Source organism: Mesorhizobium sp. M0598 (genome assembly GCF_040320865.1).
Classification (GTDB): domain Bacteria; phylum Pseudomonadota; class Alphaproteobacteria; order Rhizobiales; family Rhizobiaceae; genus Mesorhizobium.
In genome coordinates this window covers 15,065-28,393 of record NZ_JAMYQL010000038.1, presented here as the reverse complement: position 1 = coordinate 28,393, position 13,329 = coordinate 15,065, and the positions used below count along the sequence as shown (strand labels likewise).

Below are 13,329 nucleotides of genomic sequence, written 5' to 3'. Positions count from 1 at the left end.
CCGAAAAGCGGAAAAATGCGCCAAGCTGTGGCCGGGCGCTCAATGCGCGGCCTCCTTAGCCAAATGATAGCGGTTTCGCAAGGCGGTGAGGATTCCGTCGCCTTGCCCCGTCCATCAACCAGATTTCAAGCCATGCTCTTGGTGAGTTTTGGCTTTTGCTGCTCGACACGGGCGAGACCCGCTCCGGCGATGACGCGGTCACGGCCCTCAGCCTTTGCCTGATACAAAGCGCGATCCGCGGCATTGACGATCTCCGCCCATGAGGCGCCGAGCTCCGGGAAGGCGGCGACCCCGAACGACGCGGTGATGGTGCCGAGCGTGCGGTCGCGGTGCGTGACATGCAGCTGCTTGATCGCCTTTCGCAGAGCTTCGGCGCGATCGGCGCCATCGGCCAGTGACGTTCCCGGCATCATCAAGGCAAATTCCTCGCCGCCGTAGCGCGAAACCACGTCGCTTTCCCTGACATGGTCGACCAGCGTGGCGGCCACCTGCTTGAGGACGAGATCCCCCGCTTCGTGGCCGAACGTATCGTTGAACTGCTTGAAATGATCGACGTCGAGCATGATCAACGTCAGCGGCTGCTCGGCACGTTCCAGGCGCCTGAGCTCGCGGCTGCTGGTCTCCTCAAGGTAGCGGCGATTGTAGAGCCCGGTGTTGGGATCCCGGATCGACTGCTGCCGCAACGTCTCGCGCAGACGCAGATTGGCAAGCGCCAACGCCAGCGTATCGACGACGCCACGCAGTATCTGCTGCCGTTCGGCAAGCCACTCCGGCTTGTCAACGGCATTCGGCTCGCACAGATGCAGGATGCCAAGTGTCTCTCCCTGCGCTGCTAGAGGCATACAGACATAACCGCGGCCGCCATTTTCGGTGATGTGGTTGCAGCGCGGCGTCAGCATGCCTGGACCGGCGACGTGCTCCTGGCCGCGCCGCAGCGCCCAACAATCTTCCGGTCCGAACTGGCCGACGCTCGACCGGATGGTGCCCCAATGCGCCATCTCCTCCACGAGGTTGCGCGACGCACTGGTCAGGTGAACGGTTCCGCTCAATCCGCCGAAGAAATCAGGCATGGCGGAGCCGACGACGGAAAATGCCTCGCGAAAAGTGACGCAGGCCTGAAGCAGTTCGCCGAGCTTGACCAGGCGGGTCGCTGAGCGTCAGCACGATGCCGCCATCGGCGCGGTTGAGCGGATTGCAGCTGACGACCACGGGCAAGGAGGTCCCATCCGGTTTTGCCAGCCTCACCTCATTCTGGTGGCGGCGGCCGGTGGTCATGGCCAGTTCGACCGGAGATGTTCCCGACGCGGGCTTGTCTCCCGACGGCCCCCTAATATCCAGGGCCGACTGCCAGTCCTGCCCCACGACCTTGTCGCTGCGCCGCCCGATGATCTCGGCTGCCGCCGGATTGACGGACACGACCTGACCCTTGCCGTCGATGACGGCGATGCCTTCGGCAACGGTCTGGACGATGTCTTCGATGTAGGCCTTCTGATCGACAAGTTGAGCGCGCGAGGCTTCGATTTCGGAGGCCATAGTGTCGAAACCTTGCGCCAACTGTCCGAACTCGTCATCGGAGGTGCGGCCGATACGGGCCCCGGCGTCGCCGCGCGCCAGCGATTCGATGCCGCGGTTGAGACCAGCAAGGCCTTTACTGAAGCCTCGCAACAACAGGAAGGCGGAGGCCGCCGCGATCAGCACGGCTGCCGCGGTACACAGGCCCACAAGCCACAGCATATCATTCGTGCGCTGCTGTGCGGCACGCAGCAGCGGCGTATACTCGAACAGGACGGCGCCGACGATCTTGCCGGGTGCATCCTCGATCGGCACCGCAACCAGGTCAATCGGATCGGCCACGTCGGCACTGGCCTCGACGAAGTTGCGCGGCACGCCGTCGTCAATCGTCCGGGCGATTTCATTGCCGGGATCGTAGTCGAACGTCGTGCCGATATTTTGCTCTTCTCCCGGAACGTCGGCGAAAATAACCTTGTTTTTGTCTACGATGACGAGATCGCGTTTCGAGCGGCCGTGCTGCAAAGTCACGAATTCGCGGAGCGCATCGGGTCTCTCGAATAATGAACGCGGCGCGTCCGATGCCCTGAAGGCAATAGTTTCGGCCAACTGCCGTGCGACGCTTGTCGCCTCGGCCAGCGCCACGGATTTGGTCAGCGATATCTGCGAGACGATCGCAACGCCGCCAACCAGGCCGATCAAGGCCACGGCGCTGAACAATGTCGCGACTATCTGGGTTCTTATGCGCACCGGGCTGCCCTACTCGGACAGCAATCTAAATGCCAAACACTGACCCAACGTTAAGAAACCGCCAATATCGTAAATTTGCCGTTAAGCCACACCGGCCAGTTGCACTCCCAACGCGGGCGGTTCAGCCCGTCCGCACGATGGCCTGCCACAGGCGCGGATAATCGAGGACGAAACCGAGCGACGAGACCTCCAGTGTCTCGTGGTAGCCGAACATCGGGGCGGCATAGGCGTAATGTGCAGCATCGACGCGCTGATAGGTTTGCTCGAGGCGAACGAGCCTGAGTTCGGGAAATGTCAGATAGGCTGCCGGCGCGGGCGTCGCCATACCGACATCGAGGGCAAAACGGCGAAGCGCCAAAAGGTTTGTGGCGGGCGTGAAGCCGAGATCGACATCGATGAGACCGTCGACTTCCGCTTGATGCTCGCCGTTCAGCGTCCATTGGCGCTCGGTCAGCCGGTCGATCCTGTAATCCAGCTCTTGCGTGCCGAGAAAGCCGTCGGCGCGCGCCGATCGTGTATGCCAATCGGCGTCGCAGTCCGCCTCGTAGGCGATGCTGCACGGCTCGCCGTCCTGGACGAAAAGCGCGTGTCCCCTGAGGTTCCACCCGGAACTCGCTTCCGACAGAAGGCAAGCGTCGTGGCCTTCCTGGTCAAGCCGGCGCCAAAGAATGGAAGCAACCGCTCGCATCATTGCGCACTCCTCCGAACCCGATGTCTCTGCTTCGTCCGTCAAGCCTAGGCGTTTCCTTCCGGCACACCATCAACTGACACGTGCTGACACAAATGCACCGGCAAAAGGCGGCGCCGGAAGGCATCGCGCGCATCGCACCGCCGGCGGTGAATTTCGCGCCTTGACATTCGCAGCCTCGCGCCCGACTTCCTAGCGTCCGAGGAGACCACGCCATGCCAGAGCCCCGACGATCGACGATCGATGCCGGAGAGGTGGAACGCTTTTCCGCCCTTGCCGCCGAATGGTGGAACCCGAACGGCAAGTTCCGCCCGTTGCACAAGTTCAACCCGATCCGGCTTGCCTATATCCGCGACCAGGTGGCGGCCCGCTTCGGCCGCGATCCGCGTACGGCACAGCCGTTCGAAGGCCTGCGCTTCCTTGACATCGGCTGCGGCGGCGGGCTTTTGTGCGAGCCGATGGCGCGGCTTGGCGCCGAAGTGGTCGGCGCCGATGCCTCCGCCACCAACATCGAAGTGGCCAAGCTGCATGCGGCGGAAGTCGGCGTGAGCGTGGATTATCGCGCCACGACCGCGGAAGACCTTGCCGATGCCGGCGAAAAATTCGACGTCATCCTCAACATGGAAGTGGTCGAGCATGTCGCCAATGTCGATCTGTTCCTGGCCAAATGCGGCGAGATGGTCAAGCCTGGCGGCATCATGTTCGTCGCCACCATCAACCGCACGCTGAAGGCCCTGGGCCTGGCCATCATCGGCGCCGAATATGTGCTGCGTTGGCTGCCACGCGGCACCCACCAGTTCGGCAAGCTGGTGCGCCCCGAGGAACTGGAAAAGGCGCTTGCCGGCGCCGGCCTGGCCGTCATCGACCGCACCGGCGTCACCTACAACCCGCTCGCCGACCGCTGGCAGCGCTCGAAGGACATGGACGTCAACTACATGGTGCTGGCGGAGAAGGCATCCGTCTGAAGCTTACGCCTTCTGGCCCCTATGGCCTCTGGCTTTGCGCCTTGGTGGTGATGAACACGCCGGCGGTGATGATGACGGCACCGGCCCAGGTCAGCAGTTGATAGCGCTCGCCGAGGAAGAGGGTCCCGGCAAACAGCCCGACCGCCGCCGCGACGTAGCCGATCTGGCTGAGATAGACCGGGCCGCCGACCGCTTGCAGGCGGAAGAAGAAGGCGAACATCGCCGAGGCTGATGCCACCTGTGCCGCAGCGACCAGCGGCACGCCGCCGAGCGAGCCGAATGCATTGCCGCCAAGCAGGACCAGAATGCCGGCAAACAGCATCAAGGCTGCTGCCAGGTGGCTGCCGACGGCGAGCTCGATCGGGCCGGTGCCTTCGGGCCAGTCGACGGTACGGTAAATGTTGCCGGCGGCGAGGCTGACCGGGATGAGCAGGCCCATCGCAACCCAGAAAAATTCGGCCGGCTGGCCCGCTTCGCCGCGCGTCACCGCCACCATGACTGCGCCGACGAAACCGACGACTATGCCGACGATGCCCAGCATGGTCGGGCGCCTGACGCCGAGCAGCATCGAGAACACCAGCGTGACGACCGGCGACAGCGTGAACATGATGCCGCTGTAGCCGGCGCCCAGATGCGGAATGGCTGAAAACATCAGCAGATTGGGGATTGCATATGAGACGGCCGCGGTGACGAAGAAATAGCGCAACCTGTGCGGCGTAAGCCGCATGCGCTTCCCGTTGAGCAGCAATGCGCACAAAAGCACGCCGCCGGCACCAAGCGAGATGACGAAGGCCCAGACCATGGCAGCCACGCCGGCCGCCGTCGCGATCTTGCCGAACGGCAGCGTCAGGCCGAGCAGTCCACCGGTGACAACCAGAAGGCCAAGCGCCGAGTCCCAGAGAAATTTCATCGCACCGTCCCGTCGCTCGTTCGCGGCACTTGGCCAACATCGCAAGCTGAGGTAAGATAAGGTAAAGATTCTTCACGTCAAGATACATAACGGTGAGAGACATGGATCGCGCAGCAAAAGCGATCGGGCAATGGAAAAAGGAACGGCCGGATCTCGATGTCTCGCCGATGGCCGTGCTCGGACGGTTGAACGAGGCCGCCTCGCTGATCGCACGAGAGCGGCTGGCGCCGCTGTTTGCAAGTTACGGGCTGCAATCCGGAGAATTCGATGTGCTGGCGACGCTGCGTCGTTCCGGGCCGCCATACGCGCTGACGCCGACGGCTCTCTACGAGGCGACGATGGTGACGTCGGGCGCGATGACCAACCGCCTCGATCGGCTCGAGAAATCCGGCCTGATCAAGCGCGGGCCGCACCCCGACGATCGCCGCGGCATTGTCGTGCAGCTGACTAAAAAGGGTCTGGCGTTGATTGACGAGGCGGTTACCGCTCACGTCGCCAACGAGCACCAGATACTTTCCGGCCTGATACGCCCGGAGCAGATCATGCTGGCTCGCCTGCTCGAAAAATTGATAGCGAGCCTAGGCTAACCCAAACGGCAACCACTGGGACTCTGCGATCATTGCATTGGGAGTCGTAACTGCCAGAGGAGTTTGCCGATGACAGAACATGCAGTCGTGATTGCCGGAGGAGGTCCGACGGGCCTAACCCTGGCAGGCGAGTTGGCGTTGGCAGGCATTGACGTAGCCATTGTCGAACGCCGCCCGAACCAGGAGCTTGCCGGTTCGCGTGCTGGAGGTCTGAGTTCACGCACTCTCGAAGTTTTCGATCAGCGCGGCATCGCGGACCGGTTCCTCGCGGAAGGACAAATAGCCCAAGTCACGGGATTTGCGGCGATGCGTTTAGACATCAGCGATTTTCCGACCCGCCACAACTACGGGCTGGCGCTGAGACAGAAACACATTGAGCGCATTCTCGCTGGATGGGTCAGCGAGCTGGCAGTGCCGATCTATCGCGCCCGTGAATTGACGTGTTTCGTGCAGGACGACGCCGGCGTCACCATCGAACTGTCCGATGGTGCGTCGCTGCGGGCAAGCTATCTCGTCGGGTGTGATGGAGGCCGCAGTCTGGTCCGCAAAGCTGCTGGCATTGAGTTTCGAGGATGGGATGCGACGACCAGCAGCATCCTCGCCGAGGCCGAGATGGCGGAGGAGCCGCCACTGGGCATTCATCGCACCGCACTTGGCATCCATGCCTTCGGCAGGGAAGAGTACGAAATTCGTGACGGCAAGGTCGTCTTTGCCGATAAAGGTCCCATAGGCGTCATGGTCACTGAAAAGAATGTCGGCGCCACGACCGAACCCACGCTGCGCGATCTCCGCGAAGCGCTCGTCGCCGCATGCGGAACAGATTACGGAATCCATAGCCCAACCTGGATTTCCAGGTTCACGGACATGTCGCGGCAGGCGGCGGCTTACCGCAAGGGCCGGGTTCTCCTAGCGGGCGATGCCGCCCATGTGCATTCCCCGGTGGGCGGACAAGGCCTCAATATCGGTGTGCAGGATGCGGTGAACCTCGGTTGGAAGTTGGCCCAAGTGGTGAAAGGAACATCGCCTGAACGCTTGCTCGACACTTATCACATCGAGCGGCATCCGGTTGCGGCCCGCGTGTTGCGTACGACAATGGCACAGGTCGCATTGCAACGCACTGATGATCGCACTGAAGCCTTGCGTGAAATCGTATCAGAGCTCCTTGGGATGGAGGAGCCTCGCAAACGGATCGCTGCCGAGATGTCCGGACTTGGTATCCATTACGACCTCGGCCAGGGGCATCCGCTGGTCGGCCGCCGCATTCCTGACCTCGACCTGGCCACGCCTGATGGTCCCATGCGCGTATTTGCGCTCCTCCAAAAAGCGCGGCCAGTGCTCTTGAATCTCGACGCGCCGGGCAGCCTCGACATCAAGCCGTGGTCAGACCGCATTAAGTCGGTTTACGCCAAATGGGACGATCCATGGGAGTTGCCTGCGCTAGGTTTGGTCTCCGCTCCAACCGCAGTTTTAATTCGGCCCGATGGATATGTTGCTTGGGTAGGCGACAGGACGCAGGATGGTCTTCAAGACGCGATGAACACCTGGTTCGGACCACCGGGCTAAAAACCGCAAAAACCAGTTAGCTCGAATGGTCCCGAAATCAAACGGCTACGGACGGCAAAAACTCAGATCCTGGTCGCCGAGCCTCGTTTGGGCCGGCGAACAGCTCTGATCTTGCCGCTGTTTCCGCCGCCACAGAAAAACTGGTCGCCGCCATCGGATTCGAGCCCCGACACGCCTGTTCCCGGCGGCATATCGAGCTTCTCAAGGACCTTTCCCGTTTCAGGATCGATCCGCCTGACATCGCTCTCCTCACCCTCCCAGGTGCCATGCCACAGCTCGCCGTCGACCCAGCTGACGCCGGTGACGACGCGGTTGGAAACGATGGTGCGAAGGATTGCCCCTGTCTCGGGATCGACCTGATGAATCTTTCGGCCCCGATGCTGCCCGACCCAGAGTGTTCCTTCGGCCCAGGCGAGCCCGGAATCACCGCCATTGCCGGGCGCCGGGATCGTCGCCAGGACCTGGCCATTCTTCGGATCGATCTTCTGGATACGATCCTCGGCGATCTGATAGAGGTGCTGGCCGTCGAAGGCCGTTCCGGCGTGTGCCGCGACGTCGATCGAGCGCACCACTTTGCCGCTCGCCGGATCGAAGGCGTTCAATCTGTCGCCTGAGGCAAACCAGACATGCTCACCGTCGAAGGTAACGCCGTCCACGTGGTCGACACCCGGAAAGGGTCCATATTCTCGAAGGATTTCGGCTGCGGATCGTTCCATGATTCCATCCTAGTAGCCCGGCAGTGGGCCGGGGAGTAACAAGATTGTCGGGAAACCCGTCAGCGGCGGGGTCATCCAGCGACGCGCCCGTCCGCGGCCGAACGACTGCACCTTGCCGGCCTGGGCGAGCTGCTCGAGCGCTCGCTGCACGGTACGCGAACTGGCTCCAAGCGCAATCGCCAGGGCCGAACTCGACCAAGACTCGCCGTCGGCGAGGAAGGCGAGCACGGCGGCATGCTCTTCTTCGACGGGTGGCGCCAGCACGACGACCTCACCTGCGCGGCGCGGGGCCAGCGCAAAGCCCCGCTTCGTCGCGCTCACATCCGCCAAGCTCCGAAGCTCCGCGCGAAGCCGCCCGACTTCGACGCGCAATCGTGCGCGATGTGATTCGTCCGCGTCCTTTCCGCGGAAAGCGCGCGCAATGAGCGTCGCTCTTGCCACGTCCCCCGGCCAGGCTTCGGCCAGCGCGCGGGCCAGCGCGAACAGCACCGGGCGGGTCGCCAGCGAGACGACGGTGTCTGCGACCCGCACGACATTGCGGCATGCATCCACCACGAGCGCCCCCGACGCCAGGAGCGCTTCGACTTCATTGAGCAGGAGGGGCCGTTCCCCGCCACGCGCGACAAGGCGTGCGGCCGGCGTGTCCAGCACCAGCGATGCGCTCTCCACCTCCGCGATCAGCGCGGGGATGCCCGCCGCGCGCGCCCCCCCCCCCGCCCGGGCGAGTGCGGCGCGCGCAGGGCCCGGCCGCCAGCGGCCGATGGCGCTCCCGGCGCCCGCCAGCTGGTGGGCCGCCCGCGAAGCCGGCGGCAGCGGCGAGGGATCGAAGCCGTCCAGCCTGCGCTCGGCTTCGTCGAGATGGCCGATCAGCAGCAGGCGCCGAACGTCGAGGTTGCGCGCATGCGCGGCGTTGACGCGGTCGCCATGCTTTTCAAGCGTCGCCCGTGCGGCGTCGAGTGCCTTGGCCGGCCAGGTAAGGTCGCGCGAGACGAGCGCGATCTCGGCCTCGGCGACGATACACCGCGCGCGGGCCACGGCCTCCCTCGGGCTGAATGCGTGCGCCGCCCTCTTGAGGAGAACCTTCGCCCTATTCAGGTCGCCAAGCTGCGCCATCGCGATACCGCGCAACGCCAGTGCCGGCGCATCGTCGCGCAGCGCAACCCGCTTCAAGGCGCCGAGCGGATCGCCCGCCGCAAGCGCATGCGCCGCGGCCGTGATCAGCGAGTCCATCGGAATCCCGTCACACTTGTCACTCCCATGGCTTCGATGCCCGGCGCTAAGTCCATCTCACCAACCAGTCGTATCGACAACGGCGACTGTAGCCAACCTGAGTTGCGGCGCGCCAACCTTGTGTCGCGGCTAGACCGTGCACTGGGCTCGAACACAACGATAAGCATTAGGAGAGACGCAATGAAGATCGAAGGTACAACCATCCTGGTGACTGGAGCCAATCGGGGCATCGGTCGGGCACTGGTCGAGGAAGCCCTGAGCAGAGGCGTAAAGCGCGTCTATGCCGCAACCCGCCAACCGATGGCTCATCCGGACCGGCGTGTGACGTCCCTGACCATGGATGTGACCAACGCTGCGCAGATTGGGGAGGCGGTCGAGAAGATCGATGCTCTTGATATCCTCATCAACAACGCCGGCGTATCGCCCATCGATGACCTCAGCGACCGTCGTGTGCTCGAACAACAGCTCGCCGTAAACCTCTTCGGCTCGTACGACGTTACCCAGGCTCTGCTGCCGTTGCTCGCCCGGTCGCGGGGAGCCATCGTCAACATTCTGTCGCTGGCCTCGATTGCCGCCGTGCCGTTCAGTCCGGCTTACTCCATCTCGAAGGCGGCCTCGTTCTCGCTGTCGCAGTCGTTGCGCACGCTCCTGGCCGGACGGGGTGTCAGCGTCCACAGGGTCCTTCCCGGCCCGGTGGACACGGACATGACACGGGGCCTGGACATCGCGAAAGCCTCTCCGGAGTCTGTCGCGCGGGCGATCCTGGACGGCGTGGAGAACGGCGAAGAGGAAATCTTCCCCGATCCCATGTCGGAATCCCTGGCGGAGGGCTGGCGCAGCAGTGCAGTCAAGGCGCTTGAACGCCAGTTTGCAGCCTATGCGGAAGCAAGTCCGTCAAGTGGCGGGCATGAAAGACGGAGCGAGACGATTACCCGCGAGGCCCATCCTTGCTGCTCGGCCTGAAACTGTAGACGCCTGTGCGGGGTGGCGGCATCGCCGCCCTTCGGCGCCGCCCCGACCTTCACGGCTCTGCCTGGCGGAGAGATGCCTCGCTATGTCTAGAGCAAGTTGACCGATCAGTTGCGGTCGTCGGGGAAACTTGGAATAGGCATGAACTCGACGCCGTCTTCGGCCAGGCTCTTGGCCTCGTCCAGCGTCGCCTCGCCATAGATGCCGCGCGGATCGCTTTCGCCGAAATGGATCTTGCGCGCTTCCTCGGCAAATTTGTCGCCGACATAATCGGCGTTCTCGCGCACCTTGTCGGCCATGGCCTTGAGCTGCGCCAGCGCCTGCTTTTGCGCCTCGCCCATGGCCAGCGCGATGCTTTCGCGCTTGCGCCCGGTGGAGACGGCAGGCGCCATCAGCGCCTTCTCGACCTTGTGCGAGCCGCAGGCCGGGCAATCGACGAAACCGCGCCTCTTCTGTGTGTCGAAATCGTCGTTGCTGCGGAACCAGGCCTCGAATTCGTGCTCGTGTTCGCAGATCAGGGAAAAGCGGATCAAGAGGCGGCACCCCTGAGCGGCATTGCCTCCGCCGAACCGGCGTTTACGGCAAAATCGCGTGCGTTCTTGAGATTCGGTATCTTTTTGCGCGCAGCGACTGACTGCGCCGGGTCGATCTCGGCGACGATCACCGCCGGCTCGTCATGGGCAGCTTCGGCGACGATGCGGCCCCAGGGATCGACGATCAGCGAATGGCCATAGGTTTCGCGGCCGTCTTCATGCACGCCGCCTTGCGCGGCGGCGACGACATAGGCGCCGTTCTCGATGGCGCGCGCCCTGAGCAGCACGTGCCAGTGCGCTTCTCCGGTCTGGCGGGTGAAGGCTGCGGGCACCGAAAGCAGATCGGCGCCGGCCAGCGCCTCGGCACGGAACAGCTGCGGAAAGCGTAGATCGTAGCAGACGGCAAAGCCTAGCTTCGCGCCCTCGATTTCGGTGACGACAGCCTCGGTGCCCGGCTCATAAGCGGCGGATTCGCGCCAGCTCTCGCCATTGTCGAGATCGACGTCGAACATGTGGATCTTGTCATAGACGGCAAGGATTGCGCCGTCCGGCCCGAACAAAAGCGCGCGGTTGGCGAGCTTGCCGTCGGCGCGCAGAATGGCGGTCGAGCCAATATGCAGGAAGATGCCGAGCTCCTTGGCCAGCTTCCGCGAAATCGAGACGATGACGTCCTTGTCTTCGGAGGTGAAGGAAGCGGCCCGCGCCTGGCTGTCGCGGATCAGCGCGCCGGTCATTTCCGGGGTCTGGATGTAGCTCGCGCCAAGGCCTGCCGCCTCGCGCACCAGCCGTTCCAGATCGACCGCATTGCGCTCCGGGCTGGTTCCCGAACGCATCTGGATCGCCGCCGCCTTGAAACCACCCATCGTCATGTCCCTATCTGGCCGAGCCGTTGGCGAGCAATCCGTCCAGCCGTCCTTCCGCCTCCAATTCGTGGAGATCGTCGGAGCCGCCGACATGCGTGTCGCCGATGAATATCTGCGGAAAGGTGGAACGGCCGTGAGCCCGGGAGATCATCTCCTGGCGCAGCTCCGGCGAGAAGGAGGCGTCGTGCTCGGTGTAGGTCACACCCTTCCTGTCGAGCAGCCGCTTGGCCGCGGTGCAATAGCCGCACATCATCCGCGTGTAGATCGTCACATCGACCATCGGTCAGCAACCCTGCCTCGTTCCGCTGTCATCTAGGCTATATAGGCGCCGATTCGTCGGCCCGAAAGTCCCCCGGCAGCACACGCGCGAAGGTCAGTACGTCGACCGCGCCGGCACCGCCCTTCTTCAATGCCCTGGCGACCGCGCGGACGGTGGCGCCGGTGGTGTAGACATCGTCGATCAACAGCACCCGGCGGCCGGCGATTTCGATCTCCGCCTCATCAGGCACTTTGAATGCGGCGCGAACATTTTCCTCGCGTTCCCGCCGCTCCAGCCCGACTTGCTGGCGCGTGAGTTTGATGCGCCTGATGGCTGATGGCGCGAAAGGCCGCTCCCCGAGCTGCGCCACCGCCCGTGCCAGTTCCGCCGACTGGTTGAACTGCCGTCGGAAGAAACGCCGCCAGTGCAGCGGCACCGGCACGACCACGTCGGCCTCGGCGATGAGTTCGGCACCGGCGCGAAGCATCCAGCGCGCCATCCACGGCGCCAGATCGGTGCGGTCCTGGTATTTCAGCCCTTGCACCATCTGGCGGGCAACGCCGGAATAGGCGACCGCCGCCCGCGCGCGCTCGAACGGCGGCGGGTCGGCTATCGCCTCCGCCGAAAGGAAACCCTCACCCATACTGTGGGTGAACGGCGTGCCCATCACCGGGCACCATGGCTGTTCCAGCAACCTGAGTTTCGGCCAGCAGGCGCCGCACAACACGCCGGGCTGCGAGACATGGCGGCGGCAGCCGGCACAGACCGGCGGGAACAAGAGGCGCGCTGGCCAGCCCAACGCCTTTCGGGCAATGCTCTTGATCGCAATACGCTTGATCTCTGGCATCGGATCGGCCACGTGGTTGGTCCTCGGCATCACTATATCAGAGAGCGAAGCACAAGGACCTGCCCATTGCAGCCCGTAATCGACACCTCGCTCTGGCTGGCGCGCAAGCGCCGGGCAATGGCCCGTCCCATCGCCGGCGCGGATTTCCTCATGCGGCGGGCGGCCGAGGATCTTGCCGACCGGCTCGGCGCCGTCGAACGCAGGTTCGGCAAGGCGGCCTCATTGTTTTGCCAGACGCCGGCAGCAGCAGAGGTGCTCGCCGAAAGCGGCAAGGTGACGGAAAACGTGCGCGTCGAGGCCGACGCCGCTTTCCTGGGTGGCCAGCCAGGACTGTTGGCGCCGTTGGAAACCGTGCCATTCGAGCCGGAAAGCCTCGACCTCGCAGTCTCGCTGCTGTCGCTGCAGGCGATGAACGACATTCCCGGCATGCTGGTGCAGATCCGCCGGGCGCTGAAGCCGGACGGGCTTTTCCTCGGCGCCTTCGCCGGCACAGGCACGCTCTCCGAGCTGCGCGAAAGCCTGCTTGCCGCCGAGACCGAGCTCTATGGCGGCGCCAGCCCGCGTGTGATCCCGTTCACCGACGTCCGCGACGCCGGCGCGCTGCTGCAGCGCGCCGGCCTGGCGTTGCCGGTTGCCGACGTCGAGACGATCACGGTGCGCTACGATTCCCTGTTTGGTCTGATCGCCGATCTGCGCGCCATGGGCGAGACCAGCGCGCTTGTCGACCGCAGCAGGCGGCCGGGCACGCGAGCGCTGTTCGCGCGCGCCGCCGAAATCTATGCGGAGCGGTTTTCGGATGCCGATGGCCGCGTCAGGGCGAGTTTCTCGGTGGTCTGGATGTCAGGCTGGGCGCCCGATGCCTCTCAGCAAAAGCCGCTGAAGCCGGGCTCCGCAAAAATATCGCTGAAGACAATCCTGGAAAACCCCGGCGGCCCCTGAG

The 13,329-nt window shown here is 64.1% G+C and carries 15 protein-coding genes; 5 read left to right on the top strand and 10 right to left on the bottom strand.

Translation table 11 applies throughout. The features are described from left to right. Positions 1–125: 125 nt before the first annotated feature. The 3 genes from NKI59_RS29900 to NKI59_RS29890 all read right to left on the bottom strand — a co-directional run bounded on the left by NKI59_RS29900 (position 126) and on the right by NKI59_RS29890 (position 2,950). Complete coding sequence (locus NKI59_RS29900; RefSeq protein ID WP_352708248.1) at positions 126–1,124, bottom strand: sensor domain-containing diguanylate cyclase; 999 nt, start codon at positions 1,122–1,124, stop codon at positions 126–128. Further along, positions 1,063–2,259: a PAS domain-containing protein gene (locus NKI59_RS29895; protein ID WP_352708235.1), complete on the bottom strand. Its 1,197-nt coding sequence runs from the start codon at positions 2,257–2,259 to the stop codon at positions 1,063–1,065. The genes NKI59_RS29900 and NKI59_RS29895 overlap by 62 nt, the downstream gene beginning before the upstream one ends. Before the next feature lie 121 nt (positions 2,260–2,380). Then, the gene (locus NKI59_RS29890; protein ID WP_352708233.1) at positions 2,381–2,950 is read right to left on the bottom strand and encodes a putative glycolipid-binding domain-containing protein; all 570 of its coding nucleotides are present in this window, start codon (positions 2,948–2,950) and stop codon (positions 2,381–2,383) included. Between the two features lie 212 nt (positions 2,951–3,162). On the opposite strand from NKI59_RS29890, the gene ubiG reads away from it, so the two are divergent. Next, complete coding sequence (ubiG, locus tag NKI59_RS29885; protein ID WP_352708232.1) at positions 3,163–3,912, top strand: bifunctional 2-polyprenyl-6-hydroxyphenol methylase/3-demethylubiquinol 3-O-methyltransferase UbiG; 750 nt, start codon at positions 3,163–3,165, stop codon at positions 3,910–3,912. A 19-nt stretch (positions 3,913–3,931) separates the two neighbouring features. Here the strand turns inward: ubiG and NKI59_RS29880 are convergent, their stop codons facing one another. Next, complete coding sequence (locus NKI59_RS29880; RefSeq protein ID WP_352503215.1) at positions 3,932–4,822, bottom strand: DMT family transporter; 891 nt, start codon at positions 4,820–4,822, stop codon at positions 3,932–3,934. A 101-nt stretch (positions 4,823–4,923) separates the two neighbouring features. Here NKI59_RS29880 and NKI59_RS29875 point away from each other — a divergent pair, with 101 nt between their 5' ends. Both NKI59_RS29875 and NKI59_RS29870 read left to right on the top strand, forming a co-directional pair. Beyond that, a complete protein-coding gene (locus NKI59_RS29875) occupies positions 4,924–5,409 on the top strand; it encodes a MarR family winged helix-turn-helix transcriptional regulator (RefSeq protein WP_352633862.1) in 486 nt (161 codons plus the stop codon). Positions 5,410–5,478: 69 nt separating this feature from the next. Further along, the gene (locus NKI59_RS29870; RefSeq protein ID WP_352708231.1) at positions 5,479–6,972 is read left to right on the top strand and encodes an FAD-dependent monooxygenase; all 1,494 of its coding nucleotides are present in this window, start codon (positions 5,479–5,481) and stop codon (positions 6,970–6,972) included. Positions 6,973–7,034: 62 nt separating this feature from the next. On the opposite strand, the gene NKI59_RS29865 is transcribed toward NKI59_RS29870, so the two are convergent. Then, the gene (locus NKI59_RS29865; protein ID WP_352471321.1) at positions 7,035–7,688 is read right to left on the bottom strand and encodes a Vgb family protein; all 654 of its coding nucleotides are present in this window, start codon (positions 7,686–7,688) and stop codon (positions 7,035–7,037) included. Between the two features lie 9 nt (positions 7,689–7,697). Further along, positions 7,698–8,918: a winged helix-turn-helix domain-containing protein gene (locus NKI59_RS29860; protein WP_352708230.1), complete on the bottom strand. Its 1,221-nt coding sequence runs from the start codon at positions 8,916–8,918 to the stop codon at positions 7,698–7,700. 180 nt (positions 8,919–9,098) lie between these two features. Between NKI59_RS29860 and NKI59_RS29855 the strand changes: the two genes are divergently transcribed. Next, entirely contained in the window at positions 9,099–9,881 is a 783-nt protein-coding gene (locus NKI59_RS29855; protein WP_352708228.1) for an SDR family NAD(P)-dependent oxidoreductase, read from the top strand. A 113-nt stretch (positions 9,882–9,994) separates the two neighbouring features. Here NKI59_RS29855 and NKI59_RS29850 read toward each other — a convergent pair whose 3' ends face one another. Genes NKI59_RS29850 through NKI59_RS29835 form a run of 4 tightly spaced genes read right to left on the bottom strand, consistent with a single transcriptional unit; the run spans position 9,995 to position 12,401 of the window. Then, positions 9,995–10,420 (bottom strand): DUF1178 family protein, encoded by a 426-nt coding sequence (locus NKI59_RS29850; protein WP_352577149.1) that lies wholly within the window; start codon positions 10,418–10,420, stop codon positions 9,995–9,997. Next, a complete protein-coding gene (locus tag NKI59_RS29845; RefSeq protein WP_352677702.1) occupies positions 10,417–11,283 on the bottom strand; it encodes a carbon-nitrogen hydrolase family protein in 867 nt (288 codons plus the stop codon). The genes NKI59_RS29850 and NKI59_RS29845 overlap by 4 nt, the downstream gene beginning before the upstream one ends. A 10-nt stretch (positions 11,284–11,293) precedes the next feature. After that, positions 11,294–11,563, bottom strand: a complete 270-nt coding sequence (gene grxC / locus NKI59_RS29840; protein WP_023677983.1) for a glutaredoxin 3 — start codon at positions 11,561–11,563, stop codon at positions 11,294–11,296. 37 nt (positions 11,564–11,600) lie between these two features. After that, entirely contained in the window at positions 11,601–12,401 is an 801-nt protein-coding gene (locus tag NKI59_RS29835) for a ComF family protein (RefSeq protein WP_352708226.1), read from the bottom strand. Positions 12,402–12,455: 54 nt separating this feature from the next. Here NKI59_RS29835 and NKI59_RS29830 point away from each other — a divergent pair, with 54 nt between their 5' ends. Then, complete coding sequence (locus tag NKI59_RS29830) at positions 12,456–13,328, top strand: methyltransferase domain-containing protein (RefSeq protein ID WP_352708224.1); 873 nt, start codon at positions 12,456–12,458, stop codon at positions 13,326–13,328. The last annotated feature ends 1 nt before the right edge of the window (position 13,329 follow it).

Bases quoted from the DNA above. Each gene is read 5' to 3' on its own strand.
- NKI59_RS29890 (WP_352708233.1), bottom strand. From the start codon at position 2,950: ATGATGCGAGCGGTTGCTTCCATTCTTTGGCGCCGGCTTGACCAGGAA.
- ubiG (WP_352708232.1), top strand. From the start codon at position 3,163: ATGCCAGAGCCCCGACGATCGACGATCGATGCCGGAGAGGTGGAACGC.
- NKI59_RS29880 (WP_352503215.1), bottom strand. From the start codon at position 4,822: ATGAAATTTCTCTGGGACTCGGCGCTTGGCCTTCTGGTTGTCACCGGT.
- NKI59_RS29875 (WP_352633862.1), top strand. From the start codon at position 4,924: ATGGATCGCGCAGCAAAAGCGATCGGGCAATGGAAAAAGGAACGGCCG.
- NKI59_RS29870 (WP_352708231.1), top strand. From the start codon at position 5,479: ATGACAGAACATGCAGTCGTGATTGCCGGAGGAGGTCCGACGGGCCTA.
- NKI59_RS29865 (WP_352471321.1), bottom strand. From the start codon at position 7,688: ATGGAACGATCCGCAGCCGAAATCCTTCGAGAATATGGACCCTTTCCG.
- NKI59_RS29860 (WP_352708230.1), bottom strand. From the start codon at position 8,918: ATGGACTCGCTGATCACGGCCGCGGCGCATGCGCTTGCGGCGGGCGAT.
- NKI59_RS29855 (WP_352708228.1), top strand. From the start codon at position 9,099: ATGAAGATCGAAGGTACAACCATCCTGGTGACTGGAGCCAATCGGGGC.
- NKI59_RS29845 (WP_352677702.1), bottom strand. From the start codon at position 11,283: ATGGGTGGTTTCAAGGCGGCGGCGATCCAGATGCGTTCGGGAACCAGC.
- grxC (WP_023677983.1), bottom strand. From the start codon at position 11,563: ATGGTCGATGTGACGATCTACACGCGGATGATGTGCGGCTATTGCACC.